Raw genomic sequence first — 25,228 nt, 5'->3', positions numbered from 1 at the left:
AAAAGGGTTTAGTATCTGAATGCACAGCTATCTGCTCAGCAGACAGCTGTACATTGTTAGGAAATAGCGCGATCAAGGTGCGTATAACCTCCATCCACAAACAGCCACTGGCCGGTCGTGTGGGATGACCGTTCAGACAGCATGAATAGTACCGTATCAGCAATTTCAGAAGCGGTAGTCACACGTTTTCCCAGAGGAATTCGCTGCTCGATCAGCTGTTTCTGCTGCAACGGGTCCGGGAACGTATTCAGCCAGTTTTCGTATAGAGGGGTCATTACCTCCGCCGGAATGACGGCATTGACCCTGATGCCAAATGGGAGTAGCTCTACCGCCCACTCACGGGTGAGGGACAGCACGCCCCCCTTGGCCGCCACGTAGCCGGATGTACCTCCCTGACCGGTTATGGCGGTTTTGGAAGCAATATTCACAATAGCCCCCTTCGTCGCTTTGAGCTCAGGAGCCACAAAATGGGTCAGGTTGTAGAAGTGGTACAGGTTCCGATGCAGCGATTTATCGAAAGCCTCCGGCGTACCATGGAGCAGGCTTACCCCATCGTTGATCCCCGCGTTATTTACCAGACCGTCGATACGGCCGTACTTCTGGATGATGGTATTGACTGCTTTCCGGCAGAAGTCTATATCCGTCAGGTCGAAAGTAAAGTAGGAAACATTTTGTAGCTCCTCTGAAAGGGCAAGGGAAGCTTCTTCATCCAGATCAAAAATAATGGGGTGTGCTCCTTCGGCCACCAGTCCTCGTACGATGGCCGCCCCAATTCCTTTCGCGCCTCCGGTTACGATGATGTATTTATCTTGTAAGTATAGATCCATTCAGTGAAGCAGTTACCAGATTAGTGGTTGTATAGTGGTGTTAATCGTTCAGGTTGTAGAATTTGACAGCATTCAACCCAAATATTTTTTCTTTTTCGGTGGCGGAGAAACCTTCCATGTACTCTACCAGGATATTCTTCATTTCGGCATACTCGGTAGCTACCAGACATACGGGCCAGTCAGAGCCAAAGAGCAACCGATCTGTTCCGAAGGCTTCAAATACTACATCCAGATACGGACGAAAATCTTCGGTTTTCCAGAGGTGCCAGTCAGCTTCGGTGACCATACCTGATACCTTACAGTAGACATTGGGGTACCGGGCCATTCGCCGCATAGCGGCTGCCCAGTCGTCGACCCTGCCGTCTTTGATGTAAGGCTTCGCCAGGTGGTCTATGACCATCTTTACTTCCGGAAGTTGCTCTACAAAATAAGCGGCTGCCTCCAGCTGCGTAGGATAGATCAGGATGTCATAGGTATAGTCAAACGCTACCAGCTGACGGACTCCCTTGATGAAATCAGCCTGCCGGAGAAAACTATCCGGCTCAGCCTGTACTACATGGCGGAAGCCTTTCAGCTCTTCAAATTGAGAGTAAAACTCCAGACGGTCGTAAAGGTTATCAGCCCGCAGGTCCACCCAGCCTACTACCCCCTTCACAAAGCTGTTGGCTTCGGATAACTGAAGCAGAAACTGGGTCTCTGCCTCTGACTGCGCGGCCTGTACGGCCACGCAGCCATCGATGCCATTGGCCCGCAGTACGGGCCCCAGATCAGCCGGCAGAAAATTACGACGTATTACCTCCATTTCGGGAGTGATCCAGGCATCACGCTCGGGATCAAAAATCCAGAAATGCTGATGTGCGTCAATGGTCATGAGTCAGCAATAAGTTACAGATTACACCAGAGCTACGCGGGGTTTCCAGGCTTCGGCCGTCTGGCGCTGTTCACCCAGGCCTTCAATACCCAGTTCAACTACATCACCGGGCTTCAGGTATACCGGTGGCTTCATGCCCAAACCTACTCCTTCGGGAGTACCCGTTGAGATCACATCGCCCGGAAGCAGGGTCATGAACTGGCTGAGGTAGCTAATCAGCTTTGGAATGCCAAATATGAGGTCTGATGTAGACGAATCCTGAATCTTGTTACCATTCAGAGAGAGCCACAGGCGCAGGTTATGCGGATCGGCTACTTCGTCTTTGGTAATCAGGTAAGGTCCCAGCGGTGCGAAGGTATCGTTGCTCTTGCCCTTTACCCACTGCCCGCTGCGCTCGAGCTGAAACTCCCGCTCAGAGTAGTCATTATGCAGGGCATACCCGGCTACGTAGTCCATGGCTTCGGCCTCTTCCACATAACTGGCCCGACGGCCTATTACTACCGCCAGCTCCACTTCCCAGTCGGTCTTAACAGAGTTGCGGGGGATCACTACATTGTCATTTGGACCGCAAAGTGCCGTAGTCGCCTTGAAGAATACAACCGGCTCTTTGGGGGGCTCCATGCCTGACTCGGCCGCGTGGCGGGCGTAGTTGAGTCCGATACAAATAATTTTGGACGGACGCGCTACGCAGGAACCGTAGCGAACGCCTTCTTCCACTACCGGACAGGCATCCGCGTTGGCAGGGAGCCACTCGACCAGTCGCTCAAGACCACCGGTCGTAAAAAAGGTCTCGTTATAATCTTCTCCAAAAGCGGAGATATCAATCATTCGTCCATCAGGAAGCAGTACACCTGGTTTCTCCTTTTCGTATGCGCCAAAGCGAAAGAGTTTCATTCGTAAGTAGAGTTTATGAGTTTAGAGTATATGGTATTTTCGAATGTCGAATGCTGATTGTCGATTTAAAATCTAGTTTATCGACATTTTGCATTTGACATTCAATCATTCAATTAGTTGTTCAGTTTTTCGAATCCACCGTCGATCAGGTAGTCGCAGCCGGTGATGAAAGAGGCCTCGTCGGAACAGAGATACAGGGCTAGTCCGGCTATTTCCTCGGGCTTCGCCATACGACCGATGGGTTGCGTTTTGGAAAGTTTGTCGAACATTTCCTTTTCCTGTCCGGGGTAGTTTTTAGCAATGAAGCCATCCACAAAAGGAGTATGTACCCGGGCGGGTGAAATGCTGTTGCAGCGGATGCCATCGGCCAGGTAGTCTTTGGCTACCGATAGCGTCATGGTATAAACAGCGCCCTTGCTGGTCGAATACGCAAAGCGGTCGGGTATACCTACCGTAGCCGCAATGGATACCATATTCAGGATTACGCCACCACCCGCTTTCTGTAGGTGAGGGATTACGGAAAAGAGACAGTTGTACACCCCCTTGATATTGACATTGACTATACGGTCAAAGTCCTCCTCGGAGGTAGTATGAGCCTTGCCTATGTGAGCAATACCCGCGTTATTGATCAGTATGTTGATGGTATGCTGCTCAGCGATCTGATTGATCACCTCTACCACATCCGCCTGCTTTGAGATATCTACTTTATGCGCCTGAGCCTGTCCGCCCTCCTGCTTGATCTCCTCAGCCACCTGGCTGGCCAGATCAATGTTTAGCTCGAGAATATGTACATAGGCTCCCTGTCTGGCAAATGTCTGCGAGATAGCCAGGCCTATTCCGCTGGCTCCGCCGGTTACGAGTACTACTTTATTATCTAATCGGAACATTGTAATTGTATAGGCTGAGTGAACTACTGGGTAGGTTTAGAACAATTCAATTAGTAAGAGGACGTTGTTTTTCAAACATAACCATGAAACTACATAACTTTTTGTGGAGAACGCTAATCAGGGATGATTTCTTTGTATTACTTACAAATGAGCCAGAATAGGGGTGCGTCCTAACAAATTGTTCTACAGAAGGTTGTACTCATAAAATTATACATCTATGAAAACGACTATTTCAAGGTCTAATAAGGCATTTCTAGGCCTTATTCTCCTCATCGGCTGCAGCTCCTCGGAGCAGGATCCGGGATCGGGTCCGCAGGGGCCGGATAACAATACAGCCGCCTATACAACAGCGGAAGCTTTTCCTAATCTGGATTTCGACAATCCCGTTGATTTGACCTATGCGCCTGATGGCTCTAACCGTCTGTTTGTACTGGAACAGGAGGGGGTAATCCGGGTATTTGAGAACAAAGCGGACGCCAATTCAGCGCAGGTATTCCTGGATATAAAAAGTAAAGTGACCGATGGCGGCGAGCGCGGTTTGCTGGGCCTGGCCTTTCACCCCGACTTTCGGACCAACGGCTACTTCTTTGTCAACTATACCCGCTCCAGTCCGCTCGAAACGGTGATAGCCCGTTATAAAGTCAATCCGTCCAATCCCAACACAGCTGATCCGGCCAGCGAGACGATCCTGCTCACCTTTCCCCAGCCTTACTCCAACCACAACGGAGGTGCCGTCAAGTTCGGGCCGGATGGGCACCTGTATGTATCGGTGGGTGACGGAGGAAGCGGGGGCGATCCCCAAAACAATGCCCAGAACCGTAACAACCTGCTGGGTACTATCCTTAGGTTGGACGTGAATGCTACTACTAAAGGTAACTACGGTATACCTGATGGTAACCCTTACAAGGGCAATCCGCAACAGGGCCGGGAGGAGATTTACGCGTATGGTCTGCGGAATCCGTGGCGGATGAGCTTCGACAGCCAGACCGGTGCCCTGTGGGCCGGAGACGTGGGACAGAATTCCATCGAAGAAATTGATATCATCAAAGCCGGAGGAAACTACGGCTGGCGCATTAAGGAAGGGAAGGACTGCTTCAACCCTACTTCCAACTGTGAGGAGCAGGGGCTGGTAGCCCCCATCTACACCTACTCCCAGAGCAACGGCGACAAGTCAATAACGGGAGGATTTGTATACCGTGGTAATAACCTACCGGATCTGAAAGGCAAGTACATCTACGGCGACTTCGTAAGCGGTAAGGTATGGGCGCTGGAATCTGATGGCGAAAAAGCAGGTGCCAATCGCCTGCTAACGGATCTCTCAGGTACAATATCTGCCTTTGGCGTAGATGCCAATAACGAACTCTACTTCCTGAACTACGGCGACGGAAAGATTATGAAGCTGGCGGCTGAAAAGAATAATTAGAAGGAGGAATGGAATAAGGGAGGAGAGGAGAAAAGTCTGCTAATCTGTTCACTTTCCTCCTTTCTTACCTTTTCTCCCTTCCTCCTCTTTTACCTTTTCTCCTTTTACAAGGATACCCCGCGCTTCCAGGGGATAAAGTCATCCTGACCGAGTTGTTGCGCTTTGGTCAGTACTTCACCACTTGATATCTTGATGATACATTCAAGCAGGGCTTCGGCATTCTGCTCAATGGACTGCTCACCCGATACTACCGGACCGCTGTCAAAGTCGATTACATCCGGCATACGGTTAGCCAGGGCAGTATTAGTAGATACCTTCACCACCGGACAGATGGGGTTACCAGTTGGTGTACCCAGTCCCGTAGTAAATAGGATAATATTAGCGCCGGATGCTGTTTTGCCCGTGGTAGCCTCTACATCGTTACCGGGAGTACATACCAGATGCAGGCCGGATCCATTCGCCCGCTCGGTATAGTTAAGTACATCGGCAATGGGGGCATTACCTCCCTTGCGGGCCGCTCCTGCCGACTTGATGGCATCCGTGATAAGTCCGTCCTTGATATTACCGGGCGAAGGGTTAAATGCAAAAGCTGACCCCACGGCGTCGGCCTTGGAAGAGTAGTCACGCATGAGTTTTTCAAACTTAGCGGCTTTCTCCTCGGTCACACAGCGGTTCAGTAATTCCTGCTCCACACCGTGTAGTTCCGGAAACTCTGCCAGCAAGGTCTGTCCACCCAGCGATACGATGATATCCGACAGATGCCCCAGTACCGGATTGGCCGATATACCCGAGAATCCATCTGATCCACCACACTTGAGACCTACCGAAAGTTTGGTAAGCGGAGCCGCTTCGCGCTCCTGCTTATTGGCCTCTACTAGCCCAAGGAAAGTCTGCTTGATAGCACCCGACATCAGCGAGTACTCCGTTCCTGCCTGTTGCTCAAATACATACATGGGCTTATTGAAGTGCGGGTCGCGCTTCTTGATTTCATCTTCCAGCGTTTGCAGCTCGGAGTTTTGACAACCCAGGCTCAATACCGTCACACCCGCTACGTTGGGATGTACCGCGTACGAGGCAAACAGGGCACATAGCGTATTGGCATCCTGACGGGTACCTCCACAGCCTCCCTCGTGCGTCAGAAACTTGATTCCATCTACATTACGGAAAGGACGGTCAGCGGCACCGGCTACACGGGCAGAGGTACTTCCACCCGAGAGGAAGTCATTCACCCCACCGAAATCCCCGCCCTGCTGGTACGCACGCAGAAACTCCCGGACCTGTTGCCGATACATATCTGACTGTGCATAGCCGAGTTCCTTCTCGAAAGCATCCTTCAGAATAAGTACGTTACGATTCTCGCAGAATACCAGTGGTACCACCAGCCAATAGTTGTAGGTACCTACCCGGCCGTCAGGACGATGGTACCCCATGTAGGTACGGTCGGTCCACTTGCTTACATCCAGCGGAGTCCATGAGTAGGGCTGACGCTTGGCAGTGCTGTATCCTTCGGAGTCATGCTTGAGGTTGAAGGTAGTGATAGGCTCGCCACGACGGATAGGCTGGGTAGCCCGCCCTACCAGTACCCCATACATAATAACCGCCCCACCGGGCGCTATATCTTCAGTAGCAAATTTATGCTTTCCGTTCACTCCATAAGGAAGGAGGTACTGCTCACCCCCCCACTCAGCCGTAGCATTGGCTGGCAAGTCCCGCAGGGCCACAATGACATTGTCACTGGGGTGTATTTTAAGAATTGACGATGACATAGGTAACTGATAATTTAATCCACAAAGTAAGACCGAAAGTAGAGGATATACCCTTACAACATCTAAATTTTTTATAAAACTCACTTTTTATTTATTGCCAGAGAATCCTTTTCTTTGATAGGATAGTTTAATTACAACTCGTTTTAGCCTTACTACTCTTACCTTACCATGATAAACGCCAACGTACTGAACCTATTTGACCAGACCATTCAGGAAGCCGAAGTAAGTTTTGACAACGGGCGTATAGTCAGTATTGTGGCCAAAGGCAAAGAAAACACCTCCCTACCCTACCTGCTGCCGGGCTTTGTGGACGCCCATGTCCATATTGAGAGCTCTATGCTTACGCCGGCGCAGTTTGCCCGTCTGGCAGTGGTACATGGTACGGTCGCTACGGTATCGGATCCCCATGAAATAGCCAATGTATTGGGTATACCCGGCGTGGAGTACATGATTCAGGATGGCAAGCGGGTACCCTTTAAGTTTTGCTTTGGAGCCCCCTCCTGTGTACCCGCCACGGCTTTCGAAACAGCCGGAGCCACTGTGACCCCGAAAGATGTTCGTCGCCTGCTGGGCATGAAGGAAATTGGGTACCTGGCTGAGATGATGAACTTCCCGGGGGTACTTAATGAGGACCCCGATATGATGGCTAAGCTACGACTAGCGCAAGCCTTTAATAAACCTATTGATGGTCACGCTCCCGGTCTGAGGGGCGAGGCGGCCCGCAAGTACGCCGAAGCGGGCATCTCTACCGATCATGAATGCTTTACCTACGAAGAAGCCCGGGAGAAGATTGACTACGGGATGCACATCCTGATCCGGGAAGGAAGTGCCGCCCGCAACTTTGAGGCTCTGATTCCCCTGCTGGCTGAGTTCCCGAACCGGATCATGTTCTGTTCCGATGACAAGCACCCTGATAACCTGGTGGAGGGCCATATCAATCTGCTGGTAAAACGGGCATTAGCCAAAGGCCACAAGCTTTTTGATGTACTACGGGCGGCTTGTCTTAACCCCGTCCTACACTACCGCCTGCCCGTTGGCCTGTTGCGTGAAGGCGATGCGGCTGACTTCATTGTGGTAGACAACCTGACTGACTTTACGATCCTGCGCACCTACCTTAATGGCGAGGTAGTAGCCGAGCGCGGCCAGTCCCTACTGCCTGACCTCCGCAGCGAACACATTAATCAGTTCAACTGTACACCCAAGCAGCCTGAAGACTTTACTTGTATTGCACTCGGCGATACAACGGCTGTACGGGTCATCGAGGCTCTGGAAGGCCAGCTTATTACCAATGCCCTTCTGGAACCCGTCACTCCTATACAGGGTACTATACAGGCTGACCCAACCCGCGACCTGCTTAAGATTACCGTAGTTAATCGTTACCAGGATACCCCACCGGCTGTAGCCTTTATCCGAAACTTTGGCCTGAAAACCGGCGCTATTGCCTCTTCGGTAGGTCATGACTCCCATAATATAGTAGCCGTAGGCTGCGATGACGATGCTATATGTCAGGCAGTTAATCTCCTGATCGAAGCAAAGGGTGGCGTAGCCGCAGTCGGCAAAGGTGAGCAACATGTATTAGCCTTGCCCATAGCCGGACTTATGACCGACAAAACCGGTTACGAAGTGGCAGAGCACTATACAAGTATAGACAAATTTGTAAAAAACCAACTGGGTAGTACCCTCCAGTCTCCCTTCATGACTCTGTCATTTATGGCCCTCCTGGTCATTCCTTCCCTAAAATTAAGCGATAAAGGCCTCTTTGACGGAGACCATTTCCAGTTCGTATCAACGTTTGGCAAAATTGGATAATATGCATACATACTTGTATACTTTTTGCATACTGGTAAAATAATATGTTGAAAATATTTTTTTTTAACGTTTTATTATGAATATATTTACAAGTGTAAAAATGACCCTTAATCCTAACCTAACCATTTCTAACCTCTCTAATGGCACACGTTCGATACAAACAAGAAGAAGAACTGCGGTTCTGGAATCAGTTCCGTAAGGGTGATGAAAGCGCTTATGCCTGTCTATACCAGTCATACGTACACATCCTCTACCAGTATTGTTCGCAGTTCACCATTGATAAGCCTCTTATTAAAGACTGCATTCACGACTTGTTCGTGGAACTGTGGCGCAACAGAACAACCATCGGCGATACTACTTCAGTACGTTTCTACCTGATGGCTTCTATCAAGCGCAAGTTGGTTCGCCATCTCAACGCTCAGCAAAAACACACCAGCAACGAAGACATCCCGGTTGAATACTGGCACATCAATACTCCATCGTACGAAAGCCACCTGATCTCTGAGGAAGAATTTGACTCAACCAATCAACACCTTAACCTGGCCCTTAACCGCCTCCCCCGACGTCAGCGCGAAGCTATCTTCCTGAAATTCTACATGAATATGAACAACCAGGAGATCGCTGATCTGATGAAAATCAACATCCAGTCGGTATACAACCTTGTATTTGGTGCTTTGAGTAACCTCAAGAAGCACATGACCCTGGAGCGCGTAACCATTTGATGATAAACCATACCTATAAGGTTGGAAATACATAATAAACGGATTATAATAACCGGCGCGGCCTCTGGAATAGGCCGCGCCTTTTTGTTGCAGCTCCTATCCTTCGAGCCACAAACCATCATAGCCGCCGACCGGGACGAACCTTCGTTGATGGAGCTCATCCGTCAGCTGCCCCCGAATATGCCACGAATAGTCCCCTTCGTTGGCGATCTGTCACAAAAGGCTACGCTGGATGCTCTATTTGACTTTGCCCGAGTACAAATGGGTGGAGCAGACATTTTTGTAGCCAACGCCGGCTTTGCCTACTACGAAAGCTATCCGGCACAGGCAGACTGGGAACACCTGCGGAGCATCTTTGAGCTTAACGTATACGCACCACTGTATACTATTCAAAAGATGAAAGAGCTGAATCCAAATAGTCCACACTACACGCTGATCACTGCCTCGGCCATGGCCAAGACTGGTATACCCGGCTATGCCGTCTACGGGGCTACCAAAGCCGCTCTGGATCGGTTCCTGGATGCGTACCGCTACGAGGACAGGGGCATGCCTACGGTTGGACTTGTCTATCCTATTGCTACCCGTACCTCCTTTTTCAGACACTCCATCGCGGATACTACAAGCCAGGTGCCCGATACGCCCTGGCCTTCGCAAACTCCCGAACGAGTAGCCCAAGCGATGTTACGTGGCATCCGCAAGAACCAACGATTTATCTACCCGTCACTTTTCTTCCGGATTACGCGCTTCCCCCAGCAGTTGTTCGAGTGGCTTATGCTCCCGTACCAGTGGTACTACGCCCGGCAGTGGCGTAAGTGGAAGGCAGGTCGATAGGCGGATTGGTTTTGAAAGATTAATCTCCTTTTTTTGCTTTATCATCACAAGCTATACAAGCAGCCATGAACCCATTGACCACACCCCTTGCCGAACGCCTCCGACCACGTACCCTTGATGACTACGTAGGTCAGGAAAAGCTACTGGGTAAAGGAAGACCGCTGCGAAAGGCCATTGAGAACAACACCATTCCCTCTATGATCCTGTGGGGGCCTCCCGGTGTCGGTAAGACTACCCTGGCCCTGCTGATGGCTGAAGCTACCCGCCGCCCTTTTCATAGCCTGAGTGCTATTAACTCCGGAGTGAAGGACCTGCGGGAAGTTCTTTCAAGGCCATCGGGGTTGTTCTCCCCCATCCTGTTCATTGATGAGATTCACCGCTACAATAAGAGCCAGCAGGATTCGCTGCTGGGGGCCGTAGAAAAGGGCCAGGTGACACTCATAGGTGCTACGACCGAGAATCCCTCGTTTGAGGTCAATTCGGCGCTCCTGTCGCGTTGTCAGGTGTACATACTGGAGGCATTTGGCGAAAAGGAGCTGAAAGAGTTGGTGAGCCGGGCGCTGGAAAAGGACGAGTGGCTACAGAAGAAAAATATCAAGGTTGAGTCGTACGATGCCTTGTTCCGGCTGTCTGGTGGAGATGGGCGCAAACTGCTCAATCTGCTCGAACTGGTAGTACTAGCCGAGGGTGAAAAGCCGGAGGTGGTAATAACGGACGAGCTGGTAACCCAGACGGCCCAGCAGAATATAGCCCGCTACGACAAATCCGGCGAGCAGCATTATGATATTATATCTGCCTTTATCAAGTCGATAAGAGGCAGTGATCCCAACGCGGCCCTGTACTGGATGGCGCGTATGATCGTTGCCGGAGAAGATCCTGAATTTATAGCGCGGCGCATGCTGATCCTGGCTTCGGAAGATATAGGTAATGCCAACCCCACGGCCATTATCATGGCTAATGCCTGTATGCAGGCCGTCAAGATGATTGGCTATCCCGAGAGCCGCATCATTCTGTCGCAGGTAGCGGTGTACCTGGCTACTTCACCTAAGAGTAACGCCAGCTATACGGCCATAAACGACGCCATAGCGCTGGCCCAGAAAACGGCACACCTGCCCGTTCCCCTGCACCTGCGCAACGCGCCTACTAAGCTGATGAAGGAGATTGGCTACGGCAAAGAGTACCACTATGCTCACGCCTATGAAGGCAACTTTGCCCTACAGAACTTTCTGCCCGACGAACTAAAAGGTACAAAGCTATTTGAGCCCGGCCGCAATGCCCGGGAAGAAGAAATCCGAAAGAAGCTACAACAGTGGTGGGGAGAATGGTACGAGTACTAATAAAGCAGACTACTTGTCAACCAGCTATCTATACAGGTTTGGCAGGTAGTCTGCTCCACTAATTTGTCAGGCCGGTAAAGCCTGTAGCTGAACACCGGCCATCTGTGGAATATAATTCAGCTCAAAACGCAGATCTTCCAGTTGTCTCAGAATAAAGGCGCAGGCCTCGTACTCTTCTCTGCCTTCAAAATAATTAATGATCTGCTCAACGAAAGGACGTCCGTACATCAATGCCAAGCCTCGGTATTCATTAAAATAGATACCCAGCGTGATGACACTAATGTTACTTTGGCTTATTGCAAACTGAATGCTACTGGGCCTGCTGGTCATGGCGTGCCTGATCAAGCTCTCGGCTAGAGCTAACGAATCATCTAATCTACTCATATTGATAGGGAGGGTGATTTGTTTACTTCTTTACAATAGCTAAAATAGCAAAGAAAATGCCACTTACTATCCTAGACCAAAAATAATTTTTCGCCGTAGTACTACTATTCAGAATTATCTATTTTAGGCACCTGAAGTCAGGCAGAAGCTATCAGAGATGATCTTCTCCTCTCTTACCCGTCTTTGCGTTGATGAACAGATACAGGGCGATAGCGACAATCAGACCGGCCACCGGCCCTACAATTAGAAAAATCCAGAAGGGAATCGAGGGGAAGATATAGGTGACCCCCCAGCCTATCAGTAACCAGAGTAGAGAATTTGTCACGGCGATAGCGGCTACATAGGGCCAGGTACGCCGTGAAGTATCAGGGTTTTTCTGCATAGTGTGCTGGTGTGGTCGTACTACTAAACCCAAAAGAATTGCGTATAAATGTATCAATAAAAAGATACAAACAAATCAGCAAATAGCTATCTCCTATTGTACATACAGATATTATGATTCTTCGGTAGTAGTTAGCCTTAAGTTTATACGCTTTACGCACTATCTGGCACAAAAGTGTACACCAGACTTGTAGCCTAAGTGCTACTTATAAGAACTTCTGCGGCATTATAGCAACAGCAGTTACAAAAAGTTAAAAGGGAAAAGGTGAAGCAGGTGCAGGGGTATGATTTTTTAGTAGAAAATAATCAGGCTGACCAGTAGTACGGTAACTCAAACATGATGGTCAGCCAGGGTATTGGTGCAAGATCTTTAATGGCTACTTCTATGACTATACTAGTTACCTGTTATCTCATCACTACGGTAGCCTCCTTCACCAGTGGCTTTTACTGCTTCAAAGTAGTACAGCTCCTTCGGGCTAAGGTCTAGAAGGCATACGAAGTTTAACGGTACCAACTACCAAATACTATGTATATGTACGGGCGTTATTTACCCTGCCCATGTACCTGTTATCACAGTGGCAATTTCGCAGGATCAAAGCGAACGGTCCTGAGTTTATTACGAAGTGGTTCCGGTAAGTTTGTAAAGAAGGCTACTCCCGCGTTTTTTTCAATATCGTCCGGGGTAGTGATAAAGCTGTTCCAGCTCTTATTATTTACTATGCTGGACCAGTTGGGAAAATCAACCGCTATTACCGGGGTGAATTCGGTAATCTGCTCTATCGTACCTCCATCCGGAATAGCCACAATGACCTTGTAAATGCGGGTAGGTACATTAATCTGATTCTTAATCCGGAGTACAACCCCTTTGCTACCTACTCCGCCTATGCCATAGGTACCCGCTATTATATACAGGCGATACCCCTTTTTAGCCAGATCACGGCAGTACTCTTCCAGCTTGGTCCAGGACTGGCGGTTCAGTTCAGATGCTTGTGGTATTACATTAGTCATCAAATTGGTAGCCGTTATATCTACAACCGACTTGGATCGATCAGCCTGGGGGCACAGGTTTGCCATTACAAAACCGGAGTTGGTAAAGTCACTGGGCAGCACCTTGTACCAGCCATCCGGCAATGTAGGATCAGCCAGGTAATCCTGCTGCTGTCCGCCCTCTCCCAGATAGTCCCTGGTGAGCTCCCAGGACACCCAGTTGGCATGTCCCTTACTCCTATTATAGCTCAGGGCATACTGCTGCCTCACCATCAAAAAGTTGTCAGCATCTACAATATCATCGGTTTTGGCGTTAGTAGGGTTTCCAAGGCGCAGATGAACGCTCTGCTCCATCGGCACAGGTGCATCAGAATCATTATTCTTACATCCTACGGTAATCCATATCAATAAAACCAGCGTAAAGCTCTTTCTCATCTTAATTGTGATTTGAGTGTTTTAAACTGCTTCATAATAGGCCGTTTCTGCTCAGTATTCAACCTACTACTAAGCCCATTTCTGCTCCAACTCTCCTAGGTTAGTTCAGTACTTTCTTACCCTGCTGAACAACAGCCTCTACTACTAAACGACCAGGATGTGGATATTGATAAAAAAAGTACCTTGTATTGAGTAAACGATACAAATATCTCCCTCAAGATACTTCACTTTAGCAAAAACAGCTCCATATATGAGCCGTTGCCGGATTGGCTACATAAAAGAAAACCCGCTGATCTGATATGATCAGCGGGTTGTGCACCCGAAGGGATTCGAACCCCTATCGTCGGTACCGGAAACCGAAATTCTATCCATTGAACTACGGGTGCGAAGTGGTATCTGGTAGCAATGGGCAGCAAATATAAGAGCAAAAGTTTGTAGTTGTCAACAATGGCGCTAAATTCCTCGCAACTAAAATAGCTACTTATAGGGCTTTCAGCAGTTCCCAGTCGCCTACATCTTTAAGATACAGATAGTTGAGCAGGATACCGTTGCTGTTATTTATAAGGTGATGGCCTTCAACAAAGGAGACTACATGGGTCGTGATACGTTCGTAGTCGGAGGCTACTCCCTGCGCCTGGTTGTGGTAAGAAGCTATCTGATCGGCAGCCAGCTCTATTTCAATATAAAAAAAGTACATGGCTTCGTCGCTGGTCCCCGTTGATGGGTAGCAAGGCTCGCTGTTGAGCCGTACCAGGTCTTCCTTCCGGACTTCGATACCCGTTTCTTCCCACACTTCACGGGCTGCTACGGCGGCCGCGTCACTCTCGCTATCGAGCATACCGGCCGGGTGTTCGTAGGTGTGGGAGCCGTCACAGATACGGCGCTGCTTGACCAGGAGCAGGTACTTCTGACGGGTTTCTTTTTCTATGAAGCATACCAGCACGCTTACTACCTCTCCTTTCAGAAAACAGATTGGTGGGATTTTGTCGCCTTCAGGGGTTGTGGCATCAGTATAGAGCAGCGAGAAGAGAATTTCGCCCCTGCCATTACGGCGGCTGTATAGCTCATCTACCCGGTGTACATCCATACCATTCTTTGTGAGCTTGTTTTTCCAGAGATTGTATTTGTGCGAGTCGGTTAAATTTTCCTGCATTTTTTGTTTATTAGCTAAAATATGAAATCCACGTTCTGATGGAACTTACCCTGAGTACCCCCGCTCTGCTTTTCTCGACGGTATCATTGCTGATGATTGCCTTCACCAATCGTTTTCTGGCCATAGCTAACCTGATCCGTGACTTGCACAAGCAGTTTCAGCAGAATCCCGAAAAAGTAGTCGTGGATCAGATCAAAAACCTACACACCCGTCTGCGCCTGATCCGGACCATCCAGGCCACAGCTGTCCTGAGCCTGCTCCTGAGTGCTATTTGTATGCTTCTGCTCTTCCAGAATCAGATGGAGCTGGCTCGTGTACTGTTTATAGGCGCTCTGGTACTTCAGATCGCGGCTCTTCTGCTCTCAGTGGTCGAAATCTCCATCTCTATCAAGGCCCTGCAGATAGAACTCAATGATATGGAAGACCAGCTAGGCCGTAATCATTTTGAGCTCTTTAACCTGCTGAGTAAGACCGATACGGGAGAAAGTGAAGACCCAAAAAACCGAAAAAAGAATTAGTAAAGTGGCAAAGATAAGGCTACATAAGGCATGCCAAACGAGCTTGAAAACCGACTCTGGCGGTTGTTGAGCGCTACATCTGTCCGGTATGCTATTCTGCCTACGGTGTAGCCTACTTTTAAGCCCACCTGCTCGTTGAACCTTACGCGTATGTACGCTTCGGTCTGCCCGTTATTGGCCTTCCACACCGAAGGCAGCGCATTCAAATTACGCGGGGCTGTACCTAAGAACTCATTATTGTATTCCTCAACAATCGAATCGGTAGCCGCAGCTACGTTAGCGATGGAATATAATCCCTGCCGACGCTTTCCGAAGGATATCCCAAACAGATCGGTATTTACGCCCAGGTCAAAAATACTGACGCGCAGGTTGACACCCAGCAGGAAGCTGGCTCCATTCATCGATACCCGTCCTACCCGTAACTTATCGTAGCCCGAAGCTCCATCGGGAGCTTCCAGGGTAGTGGCTCCGCCGTAGTACCCCCACACGCGTACCCCCCAGCCTACCTGTAGCCATGGTGCCCGGGCGGCACTCAGATTCTGATAGTAAAGAAAAGATGGAACCCAACTTCCGTCTTGGAAACCAGTACCCAGGTCAATTCCAGCATTGATGCGGGGCGCGCGACGCTCAAACCCCTGAGCGAAACTACTGGTAATACTGATGGTGGAAAGTAGAAGGAACAGAACTGCTTTTTTCATTAGTTAAGTATGGAATTGGTAATTGTGAGTTTGTAAATGTAATGCTGTTTCACTAAAAAAAGGCCAGATACAATATCTGGCCTGGTGGTACAACGGATTATTGTACCTTTTTGAAAAAAGTAGCACCCAGTGGAGGCAGGTCGATTGTAATCGAATACGGCTTCCCGTGCCAGGTTTTGTTTTCGGTGGTAGCTGGTTTAGCATTCACCTTCCCACTACCATAGAACTCTGGAGAGTCGCTGTTGAATATCTCCTGCCAGGCTCCTTTGGTAGGTACCCCAATCCGATAGCTCTGGCGAGGTACTGGAGTCAGGTTAAGTACTACAATAACATCCTGAGTCGGATCCACTCCCTTACGGGCATACACCAGCACGGAGTTTTCGCGGTCCTGAGTATCTATCCACTCAAAGCCTTCGGCAGAGAACGAATGCTCATACAGGGCTGGCTCGTTACGATACAGCTGATTAAGCGCTTTCATACATTCGGCTATTCCTTTGTGCGAGTCTTGCTCAAGCAGGTGCCAGTCGAGGCTCTTCTGAAAATTCCACTCCGACGGCTGCCCAAATTCACCACCCATAAACATGAGCTTGGTACCGGGGTGTGTAAACATGTACGCAAACAGCAAGCGGAGGTTAGCCAGACGCTGCCATTCGTCACCCGGCATTTTGTTCACCAGGGAGCCTTTCCCATATACTACTTCATCGTGTGATAGCGGCAGCATGAAGTTTTCGGCAAAGCTGTATACCAGACTGAAAGTCAGCTGATCCTGGTGCCACTTGCGGAAGCTCGGATCTTTTTCGAAGTACTTAAGGGTATCGTTCATCCAGCCCATCATCCACTTCATACCAAAGCCCAGACCACCTACAAACACCGGCCGTGAGACGCCGGGGAAGGCCGTAGACTCTTCGGCGATGGTCTGGATATCCGGGAATTCACCGTAGGCCGCGGCATTCATTTCGCGTAGCAGGGATATGGCCTCCAGGTTTTCGCGTCCGCCAAATTCATTAGGAATCCACTCACCATGATTACGGGAATAATCCAGGTACAGCATCGAAGCTACCGCATCCACCCGAAGCCCATCGGTATGATAACGATCCAGCCAGAACAGGGCGTTGCTGATCAGGAACGAACGTACTTCATTACGACCGTAGTTGAATATGTAGCTTTTCCAGTCGGGGTGGTAGCCCTTGCGCGGATCTTCGTGCTCATAAAGAGCAGTACCGTCAAAGCGATACAATCCGTGCGGGTCACCGGGAAAATGCGAAGGTACCCAGTCCATATACACGCCTATTCCCTCCTGGTGCAGGCGCTCAATGAGGTACATCAGCTCCTGGGGGTTACCCATTCGGGAAGCACAGGAGAAGTAGCCGGTAATCTGATACCCCCACGAAGGTGTATAGGGGTGCTCCATGACGGGCATAAACTCCACGTGGGTGAATCCCATTTCTTTTACATAAGGTACCAGAGAGTCGGCTATTTCCTTATAAGTCAGGTGACGATCCGGCTCAGATGGATCACGACGCCACGACCCCAGATGTACTTCGTATACAGAGATAGGCGCGTTGAGCTTATTCTTTTCTTTACGGCTCTGCATCCACTCCTCATCTTTCCATTCGTACCAGGTATCCCACACGATGGAGGCTGTCTGGGGAGCTACTTCACACCAGAAGGCAAAAGGATCGGCCTTTTCGAGGTGCTGTCCGTTGTTGGAAAGAATGAAGTACTTATACACCTCACCATTTCCGACGTTAGGTATCCAGCCTTCCCAGATACCCGAGCTATCCCAGCGCGCTGACAGCGGATGATCTTCACGATTCCAGCAGTTGAAATTACCTATTACGGACACTTTGGACGCGTTGGGAGCCCATACCGCAAAGTAGGTACCTACTACCCCGTTATGCTCCATGACGTGAGCCCCCAGCTTATCGTACAGCTTATAATGCTTTCCTTCTCTAAAAAGATGGATATCCAGTTCCGTAAATCGGGAAAGGGACTCTACTGGCTTTATGTCATCGCACGAAGAGGTGCTCTCTTTGGTGATTTCTGGAGATTCTATTAGGGTTTCGGGATTTTTCTTTTTATTTGATGATTTTGCCATTATGCTTATACGATTTATAAATGAAGGGTACTAGCAGAAGGCAGCACCCTGAACTATTTAACTATCTACTCATTTTGCACAAAACTATCTTGCCAAAACCAGTACTTTCTCTCTATTTATCCTGATAAGGTTACTGTCCGCTCAGCATTTCGATTTCCCTGACCACGTCCACGATACCTTTCAGGGGTATCTTGACCCAGTCGGGACGGTAGCTTAGCTCATAACCAAGTTCGTATACGGCTTTCTCGAGCAGGTAGTAAAGCATCAGGTAGTTGACCTCAGCCCGGCTCTTAAAAAGCGGGTGCGGCCAGCCAAAAGTCTCGAGATAGGCCTCAAAGTACGTACTTTTCATCAGGTTATACCACCGGCTGGTTATCTTTTGGAGCCGTTGCGGGTCTATAGTCTGAGTATCTGTACCATCAAACAGCTTGGAAGACACCGCATAGTGGTAGCTGCGCAGCATTCCCGATACATCTTTGAGCGGCGAATGCTTCACCTTACGGTCGGTAATGCTGGCTTCGGGCTCACCCTCAAAATCAATGATGATAAAATCATTATCGGAGCTGAGTACCTGCCCAAGGTGGTAGTCACCATGAATACGGATGCGGAGCGATCCTAATGGGCGGGTTAGTATCCCCTGAGCAAATTCTTCGATCAGCTTCCGCGAATCCCGGAACCGGGTTGCCATCTCCTGCGTATCCGGAGGTAGCTGGTCAAAGCGGTCGTTCAGCAGGTTGAATCGGGTATCGAGCAGGTGGGTGATCCGCTTCAGCAGAAACTGGCGGTACTCATCCGTAAAAGGCTCAGGCGCAAACTCTTTGCCCGCGTCGGGAGCATACAGGGCCAGGTGCATTTCGGCCGTACGTCGGCCCAGTAAAGCTACCTGCTCAAACAGGTTTTCTTTGATCGAAAATACCTCGAGCGGTACTCCGTGCATAAACTCATCGATGTACTCACCCGTGGTAGACCAGTTGTCTTTCTTGGCATCTACCTTACGCTGCATCATACCCAGTGTAATATCGGGTACTCCTTCGCGTTGCCAGGTTATGCTCCCGCAAAAAGCGGGTATCTGCCGGAAGGACGAGTTTTCAGTGATGAATTCGACCAGTTCTACCTCTGGATTAGTCTCCTGAAACAGCTTCCGGTAGAGCTTAAAGAAGTACCTATCGCCGAATAGCATGGCTGAGTTACTGGAGTCGACCGGTAGTACCCTTGACGGGATCTGCCCGGGCTGGTCCTGATCATCCAGTCCTTTGCCTTTACGGAATACCAGTGAAGAGTCTGCTTCGGAGGTATCTTCGGAATTATACATACGCTCGTACAGATCCCGGCGAAACTGATCTGTGTACATGGCATCTATGAGGTAGCCTTCGGGTAAAGCCGCGACTAAGCCCTGTTCGGGCAGATCATTGGGTACGTCATTCTGAAATGATAACGGCAGCTGGTAGTACTCCTTATCACCTTCCTTATACGTGACCACCACAATACCTATCCACGCATCCCCGAACTTTAGGGACTCATCGATCGAACAGTCAACTATCTCGCGTGCTTTTCCCGCAAACCACCGGCACTTTTTCAAAAATTGTTCTAGAAGTTGTGGAGTTAACTGGTTATGCATAGTGTTCGGAATTACATGTAAGTATACCTCTAAGAACAGGCTCAGTGGCTGAATGTTGGCATTTTATAGACTTTTTTCGCGGCTGCTCCGGCTCTGCACCCTCTGGTTACATTTTGGAGGCTACCCGCTGAACCTCCCCGAGTACACGCATGATGTTGCCTCCCCATATTTTCTCAATATCATGAGCCGAATAGCCACGGCGTACGAGTTCTTCGGTAATGGAGCGGATCTCGCTGACGTCACGGCAACCCACTACTTGACCTCCTCCGTCCATGTCCATACCAATGCCCACGTGGTCAACCCCGACGAGCTTGATGACGTGCTCTATATGGTTGACAGCATCACTAACGGTGGGCATGTCAGCCGCGTACTTCTCTCGCATGGCCTTCCGCTCTTCGTACAGGGCTTTCTTATCAGCTTCGGAGAGGTCAGCCTGGCGGAGTTTCATCCGCAGGGCCTTCATAGAAATCTCCTGCTGCTGCGAAGGCTTCCGCAGAAAATCGGGCACAAAGTTGATCTGGATTACTCCACCGTTCTTAGCCAGAGCCTTGATCATATCGTCAGACATATTACGCGGGTGGTCACAGAGATCCCTGCACGATGAGTGTGAAGCAATGGCGGGGGCCTTGGTCAGGCGCATGACGTCATAGAACGTAGAGTCAGATACATGCGAAATATCCACCATCATACCCAGCCGGTTCATTTCCCGTACTACCTCTTCGCCAAATGGGCTCAACCCGTTGTATTCCGGTCCGTCGGGGTCCGTAGACGAGTCGCAGATCGCGTTGTTGGCCGAGTGCGACAGCGTAATGTACCGCAGCCCCAGGTCATAAAACTGCTTGAGGTTGGAAAGATCATTTCCCACGGGCCAGCCATTCTCCATACCTATGAATACCGCCCGCTTTCCTTCCTTCTGCAACCGGTAGGCATCCTGCGGTGTCGTAGCCAGGCCGGCTACTGCCGGGTTTTCCCGGATCGCCTGGTGGATCTTGTCAAATATAGCCAGGGCTTTTTGCTTAGCTTCGGCCGTAGCCTCTGGGGTACGTCTCCCCTGTCCCAGGTACACCGCAAAGAACATGGCATCCATGCCCCCTTTTTTCATGCGGGGGAAGTCGATCTGCGAGCCATCCTGTTCAAACTGGTGTTCCTGCGCTACATCGAAGCCGTCCTTCATCATATTAATGGGTACATCGGCATGGGTATCAATGGTCAGTGCCTTTGCATGGATACGAGCAGCTTTACGAGCCAGCTCATTGTCCTTCTGAGCCAGGGCTAGCGCGGGTAGCAACAGCAGTAGTAGTGTTGTTTTTTTCATGTATCAGTTTAGGTCAGAGAGCAGGAGGGAGATTTTAATTCTTGATTATAAATGATGCTGAATCAGGAACTGAACGTATGGCTACAAGAGCTTATATAGAGTATTGAGCAACTAAGTACTTCTATTCTCCCCATCTAAACCAGCAGCCTTACTCCTTTCAGGATTCCTAATTCAGCATCACTACGGCGAACCGCTCAGAGCTATGTATTAATCTTCGATGCGGAACAGGTGGAACGGCATCACGTACGGATCCAGCTCAACAAAATTCCACTCACCCGACCAGGTGTACTTCCGGCCGGTAAGCAGATCATGAGCCGTATACGACTGCCAGTCCTGTCTGCCGATCAGGTTGGCAGGTACATGTACCATTCCGGCCTGCTTGTTCTGTCCATCCAGATTCACCACACACAGGATACGGTTTCCGTTGGGGTGCGTCTTAAGGTAGGCCATGATCTGGTCGTTCTGGATCGTACACAGGTGCAGGTTATTGGTAAACTGCATCGCACTGTTTTCCTGCCGGATACGGTTAACCATCCTGATCAGGTACGTAAGCTTGTTTTCCTTGTTCCAGTCCCAATGCTTGACCTCGTATTTTTCCGAGTTGAGGTACTCTTCCTTTCCGGGGAAAGCTTCGTGTACCATCATTTCGTAAGTAGGCCCGAATATACCGTAGTTGGAAGTCAGCGTAGCCGCCATGAAGTATCGGATCAGGAACAGTGGCTCATGCCCTGACTGCAGCATGTACGGGTTAATATCGTGAGTATTAGGCCAGAAGTTGGGACGAAAGTAGTACTTCATCTCACTCTGCGTCAGTTCGGTCATGTACTCTTCCAGTTCCTGCTTATGGGTACGCCAAGTGTAGTAAGTATACGACTGTGAGAAGCCGACTTTGGCCAGTTGCTGCATTACCTTAGGACGGGTAAATGCCTCCGACAGGAATATCATATCAGGGTACTCTCTGCGGGTTTCGGCGATAACCCATTCCCAGAACTTGAACGCCTTGGTATGCGGATTATCCACCCGGATCAGGCGTACGCCCCACTCGGCCCACAGGAATATAATCCGGCGCAGCTCCATCCATAGCCCCCGCCAGTCTTCACTCTCAAAGTTGATGGGGTAAATATCCTGGTACTTTTTGGGCGGATTCTCGGCGTATTGGATAGTACCATCGGGGCGTATCTTAAACCACTCCGGATGCTCTCTCACCCACGGATGATCGGGTGAACACTGAATAGCCAGGTCCATAGCCACCTCCATATCATACTCTTTGGCAGCAGCTACCAGGGCCTTAAAATCATCCAGTGTACCCAGATCAGGATTGATGGCGTCGTGCCCCCCCAACTCGCTACCAATAGCATAGGGTACTCCCGGATCATCCGGCTGACTATTTACAGAATTATTCTTGCCTTTCCGGAACTGGTGCCCGATGGGGTGTATGGGGGGAATATACAGTACATCAAAACCTAAGTCGGCCAGCCGGGGTAGTAGCTCGATCTGATCCCGGAAGGTACCTGCCCGGCTCGGATCTTTGGATGACGAGCGAACAAACATGGAGTACCACGCACTGAACTGCGCCTTGGGGCGATCCACCCACACAGGTAGCTCGCGGTAACGGGTTAAGTACTGTTTCTCGGGATAGCGGTTGATCCACTCCTGCATGCGGAAACTATGAAAGAGCTGCATGGAGTCGTCGTAGCGGTTTTCATCCCTGAACAGATCCGCCGCATTCCGGAGAGCCTCCTGGTCATCGCCGAAGGCTCTGCTAATCATGCCTTCCAGGAACTGGGCTCCCATGAGCAGCTCCATCCGTACGTGCTGCTTATCATTTATCTTGAGTTCGGTTTCGTGCCACCAGGACGTCAGGTGATCTACCCACCCTTCGATGGTATAGATATAATGTCCCTGTCTCTCCACTAAAAAACTACCCTGCCAGCGGTCGTTGACCAGAAAAGTCATAAATACCTCCGTCCACTCCGGATCATCCACATGCTTGTAAAACAGACGAGCTGATACCTTGTCGTGCCCATCGGCAAATACGTCCGCTTCGACGGTGATGGTTTCGCCGGGAATAGCCTTTATAGCGTACATGCCGCCGTCTATTTCGGGGACTACGTGCTCTATTACTACCCTTCTGCGACCTTCAATGTTATCGGGTATGAGTGAAGTTGCTTGTTCTGCCATAGATTAGATTCATTGTGTACCAGAATTCATTTATCAGGCTTATCCGGGCAAATTAGCTAAATCTTATTCAGAAAAAAATTAGCCATTACCCGGTAAAGTCTCCCTGGGTACCCAAAAAAATCACGCCATTCCGCCAGGGGTACCCATTCATTTAACTCCCTAACCACTACCCTTTGTTACATTATTTTTCTTTTATCAACTCACGATGTGCTTCTACTACTTTACAATCCGAATGACTTCACGCCTTTGAGCGAGTAACCAGGGACAGGTAGTTTTGGGGACTGGACTCTCTTTCTTACTTATCAAGGTATTACATCTATTACTATATTTACTATATATTAAATATTGGATAAATAGCAGCAATCGGGGCAGTCATGACGCAAGACTTACGATACTCTACGGACGAAGTGCTCTGGAACCTTTACCGCCAGGGCAATGAGGCTGCACTGGCGGTGATCTATGAACGTTATGTTAAGCGGCTGTATGCCTATGGTCGTAAGTTTGGGGCCGAAACTGCACTGGTCAAAGATTGTATTCAGGATCTTTTTGCCGACCTGCTCAGTAAACCACAATCAATATCGCAGACACCCAGTGTCAGAAATTACCTGATGAAAGCCCTGCGCAGAAAAATACTGGCTGCAAGTAATAAGTATGCTTTTGTAGAACTACCGGATGACTACCAGTTCGGGCTGATCCCCTCCTACGAACAGGAACTGATACAGGCACAGGCGGCGACCGACGATAGCAGGCAAGTACAGGAAGCCATCCGGAAACTCACCCGGCGCCAGCAGGAAATCATCTATCTCAAATTTTACCACGACCTGGACAACCACTCCATTGCCGAGATCATGTCTCTCACCTACCAGGCTGTCTGTAATCTTATTTCTAAAGCCATCAAGGCTATTCGTGATCTGCTTACGGGTTCTACGGCTATGCTGGTGCTCTACTACCTATCTGCTGATATATCCTGACCTTCCCCTTCTGCCGAAAAAATATTTCTTCAAAAATGATTAGTTGAGAGTGGGTTGTTTCTACTACCTATAGAACCCCATCCGCTTATACTATGAGTCAGCTTCCTGATCACTTAGAAGACCTGCTTCTGCATGACGATTTTCTTTGCTGGGTAAAGAACCCTGCCTCGGATACTGATGGTACCTGGGCTGCCTGGCTGGCGCAGGCGCCGGAACAACGGGGTGAAGTCCTTCAGAAAGCACGGCTGGTACTACAAAGCCTGCCCCCGGAGGATGAGCTCTCGCCCACAGAAGTAGAAGCGATATGGCAGGGAGCCTTAGCTCGCCGACACGAGCGGGAAGCAACTGGGGAGAAGGCCTGGCACCACAACGTTTCACTTAGTCCGTGGTACCGGATGGCCGCTATACTGGTCCTGACCGTGGGACTGGGTTTACTAAGCTGGTACGTTTGGAACAGTAAATCAACCGAACTGCATACTGCGTATGGGGAAGTACGAACTGAAAGCCTGCCGGATGGATCACAGGTTACCCTCAACAGCCACTCCCAACTCACCTATAAAACCGACTGGGCGGGTAACCGGGAGGTGTGGCTGACTGGTGAAGCCTTCTTCCGGGTCAATAAGTACCAGAGGGCGGGTACGTCTGTTCCGTTTACCGTACATACTCAGGACCTGGATGTACGGGTGCTGGGTACTCAGTTCAACGTCAGGGATCGCCGGGATCAGGTACAGATCCTGCTTACGGAGGGGAAGGTAGACCTCCAGAAAAATGGGGGCAATAAGGAAAGTATGCTCCTGAAGCCGGGGGACCTGGCGGAGCTATCCGATTTTGACTCTGTACTGCGAAAGCAGCAAGTCGATCCGGCCCGGTACCTGGCCTGGATGGATAAGGTACTGGTGTTTGAGCAGGCCACTCTACAGGAAATAGCTTATACCCTGGAAGACCACTTCGGGCTTAAGGTAGCATTTACAGACTCGTCATTAAAGAGGTTGACCTTCACCGGAAATATGCTCGCCAATGACGAACAACTGGTACTGGAAACCATTGCTAAAGCCTGTGGAGTAAAGATAACGTGTAACGGAAAGCAAGTCATTATACAACGGATCTGATATAAACTCTCCA

22 protein-coding genes and 1 tRNA gene are annotated in these 25,228 nt (G+C 49.8%); 8 read left to right on the top strand and 15 right to left on the bottom strand.

Annotation, left to right across the window (positions count from 1 at the left end):
• Window positions 1-56 precede the first annotated feature (56 nt).
• The 4 genes from JUB14_RS08270 to JUB14_RS08255 all read right to left on the bottom strand — a co-directional run bounded on the left by JUB14_RS08270 (window position 57) and on the right by JUB14_RS08255 (window position 3,479).
• Window positions 57-827, bottom strand: coding sequence for an L-fucose dehydrogenase (locus tag JUB14_RS08270; RefSeq protein WP_207505390.1), 771 nt, complete (start codon window positions 825-827; stop codon window positions 57-59).
• Between the two features lie 40 nt (window positions 828-867).
• Entirely contained in the window at window positions 868-1,698 is an 831-nt protein-coding gene (locus JUB14_RS08265) for an amidohydrolase family protein (protein WP_207505389.1), read from the bottom strand.
• Between the two features lie 21 nt (window positions 1,699-1,719).
• Window positions 1,720-2,592: a fumarylacetoacetate hydrolase family protein gene (locus JUB14_RS08260; RefSeq protein ID WP_207505388.1), complete on the bottom strand. Its 873-nt coding sequence runs from the start codon at window positions 2,590-2,592 to the stop codon at window positions 1,720-1,722.
• 113 nt (window positions 2,593-2,705) lie between these two features.
• Complete coding sequence (locus JUB14_RS08255) at window positions 2,706-3,479, bottom strand: SDR family NAD(P)-dependent oxidoreductase (RefSeq protein ID WP_207505387.1); 774 nt, start codon at window positions 3,477-3,479, stop codon at window positions 2,706-2,708.
• Window positions 3,480-3,696: 217 nt separating this feature from the next.
• On the opposite strand from JUB14_RS08255, the gene JUB14_RS08250 reads away from it, so the two are divergent.
• Window positions 3,697-4,902, top strand: coding sequence for a PQQ-dependent sugar dehydrogenase (locus JUB14_RS08250; protein WP_207505386.1), 1,206 nt, complete (start codon window positions 3,697-3,699; stop codon window positions 4,900-4,902).
• Between the two features lie 104 nt (window positions 4,903-5,006).
• Here JUB14_RS08250 and JUB14_RS08245 read toward each other — a convergent pair whose 3' ends face one another.
• Window positions 5,007-6,668 (bottom strand): UxaA family hydrolase, encoded by a 1,662-nt coding sequence (locus tag JUB14_RS08245; RefSeq protein ID WP_207505385.1) that lies wholly within the window; start codon window positions 6,666-6,668, stop codon window positions 5,007-5,009.
• A gap of 168 nt (window positions 6,669-6,836) precedes the next feature.
• Between JUB14_RS08245 and ade the strand changes: the two genes are divergently transcribed.
• From ade to JUB14_RS08225, 4 genes are all read left to right on the top strand, one after another.
• Window positions 6,837-8,477: an adenine deaminase gene (gene ade / locus JUB14_RS08240; protein ID WP_207505384.1), complete on the top strand. Its 1,641-nt coding sequence runs from the start codon at window positions 6,837-6,839 to the stop codon at window positions 8,475-8,477.
• A gap of 140 nt (window positions 8,478-8,617) precedes the next feature.
• Window positions 8,618-9,199, top strand: coding sequence for an RNA polymerase sigma factor (locus tag JUB14_RS08235; RefSeq protein ID WP_207505383.1), 582 nt, complete (start codon window positions 8,618-8,620; stop codon window positions 9,197-9,199).
• A gap of 21 nt (window positions 9,200-9,220) precedes the next feature.
• Complete coding sequence (locus JUB14_RS08230) at window positions 9,221-10,030, top strand: SDR family NAD(P)-dependent oxidoreductase (protein WP_207505382.1); 810 nt, start codon at window positions 9,221-9,223, stop codon at window positions 10,028-10,030.
• 65 nt (window positions 10,031-10,095) lie between these two features.
• On the top strand, window positions 10,096-11,367 hold the full coding sequence (locus JUB14_RS08225; protein ID WP_207505381.1) for a replication-associated recombination protein A: 1,272 nt from the start codon (window positions 10,096-10,098) through the stop codon (window positions 11,365-11,367).
• Window positions 11,368-11,433: 66 nt separating this feature from the next.
• Here JUB14_RS08225 and JUB14_RS08220 read toward each other — a convergent pair whose 3' ends face one another.
• The 5 genes from JUB14_RS08220 to JUB14_RS08200 all read right to left on the bottom strand — a co-directional run bounded on the left by JUB14_RS08220 (window position 11,434) and on the right by JUB14_RS08200 (window position 14,707).
• A complete protein-coding gene (locus JUB14_RS08220; RefSeq protein WP_207505380.1) occupies window positions 11,434-11,751 on the bottom strand; it encodes a hypothetical protein in 318 nt (105 codons plus the stop codon).
• Between the two features lie 151 nt (window positions 11,752-11,902).
• On the bottom strand, window positions 11,903-12,133 hold the full coding sequence (locus JUB14_RS08215) for a hypothetical protein (RefSeq protein ID WP_207505379.1): 231 nt from the start codon (window positions 12,131-12,133) through the stop codon (window positions 11,903-11,905).
• Between the two features lie 569 nt (window positions 12,134-12,702).
• Window positions 12,703-13,554 carry a DNA/RNA non-specific endonuclease gene (locus JUB14_RS08210; protein WP_207505378.1) on the bottom strand — a complete coding sequence of 284 codons (852 nt, stop codon included), beginning with the start codon at window positions 13,552-13,554 and terminating at the stop codon, window positions 12,703-12,705.
• A gap of 314 nt (window positions 13,555-13,868) precedes the next feature.
• Window positions 13,869-13,940: transfer RNA gene (locus JUB14_RS08205), tRNA-Arg, on the bottom strand.
• Between the two features lie 95 nt (window positions 13,941-14,035).
• A complete protein-coding gene (locus JUB14_RS08200) occupies window positions 14,036-14,707 on the bottom strand; it encodes an NUDIX hydrolase (RefSeq protein WP_207505377.1) in 672 nt (223 codons plus the stop codon).
• Window positions 14,708-14,745: 38 nt separating this feature from the next.
• On the opposite strand from JUB14_RS08200, the gene JUB14_RS08195 reads away from it, so the two are divergent.
• Window positions 14,746-15,225, top strand: coding sequence for a DUF2721 domain-containing protein (locus JUB14_RS08195; protein ID WP_207505376.1), 480 nt, complete (start codon window positions 14,746-14,748; stop codon window positions 15,223-15,225).
• Here JUB14_RS08195 and JUB14_RS08190 read toward each other — a convergent pair.
• The 5 genes from JUB14_RS08190 to JUB14_RS08170 form a co-directional block, all read right to left on the bottom strand.
• Complete coding sequence (locus JUB14_RS08190) at window positions 15,222-15,923, bottom strand: hypothetical protein (protein ID WP_207505375.1); 702 nt, start codon at window positions 15,921-15,923, stop codon at window positions 15,222-15,224. The two genes, JUB14_RS08195 and JUB14_RS08190, sit on opposite strands and share 4 nt — an antisense overlap.
• Before the next feature lie 97 nt (window positions 15,924-16,020).
• On the bottom strand, window positions 16,021-18,021 hold the full coding sequence (gene glgB, locus JUB14_RS08185; protein ID WP_207505374.1) for a 1,4-alpha-glucan branching protein GlgB: 2,001 nt from the start codon (window positions 18,019-18,021) through the stop codon (window positions 16,021-16,023).
• Between the two features lie 130 nt (window positions 18,022-18,151).
• Window positions 18,152-19,600 carry a maltokinase N-terminal cap-like domain-containing protein gene (locus JUB14_RS08180; protein ID WP_229367584.1) on the bottom strand — a complete coding sequence of 483 codons (1,449 nt, stop codon included), beginning with the start codon at window positions 19,598-19,600 and terminating at the stop codon, window positions 18,152-18,154.
• A 145-nt stretch (window positions 19,601-19,745) separates the two neighbouring features.
• On the bottom strand, window positions 19,746-20,954 hold the full coding sequence (locus tag JUB14_RS08175) for a dipeptidase (RefSeq protein WP_207505372.1): 1,209 nt from the start codon (window positions 20,952-20,954) through the stop codon (window positions 19,746-19,748).
• A gap of 207 nt (window positions 20,955-21,161) precedes the next feature.
• Window positions 21,162-23,135 (bottom strand): alpha-1,4-glucan--maltose-1-phosphate maltosyltransferase, encoded by a 1,974-nt coding sequence (locus JUB14_RS08170; protein ID WP_207505371.1) that lies wholly within the window; start codon window positions 23,133-23,135, stop codon window positions 21,162-21,164.
• 374 nt (window positions 23,136-23,509) lie between these two features.
• On the opposite strand from JUB14_RS08170, the gene JUB14_RS08165 reads away from it, so the two are divergent.
• Together JUB14_RS08165 and JUB14_RS08160 are read left to right on the top strand one after the other, a co-directional pair.
• On the top strand, window positions 23,510-24,106 hold the full coding sequence (locus JUB14_RS08165) for an RNA polymerase sigma factor (RefSeq protein WP_207505370.1): 597 nt from the start codon (window positions 23,510-23,512) through the stop codon (window positions 24,104-24,106).
• A gap of 92 nt (window positions 24,107-24,198) precedes the next feature.
• A complete protein-coding gene (locus JUB14_RS08160; RefSeq protein WP_207505369.1) occupies window positions 24,199-25,215 on the top strand; it encodes a FecR family protein in 1,017 nt (338 codons plus the stop codon).
• Window positions 25,216-25,228: the final 13 nt, after the last annotated feature.

Origin of the sequence: Telluribacter humicola, from assembly GCF_017355935.1 — a bacterium.
In the GTDB taxonomy this organism is placed as follows: domain Bacteria; phylum Bacteroidota; class Bacteroidia; order Cytophagales; family Spirosomataceae; genus Telluribacter; species Telluribacter humicola.
This window is presented reverse-complemented; position numbering and strand designations above follow the sequence as displayed.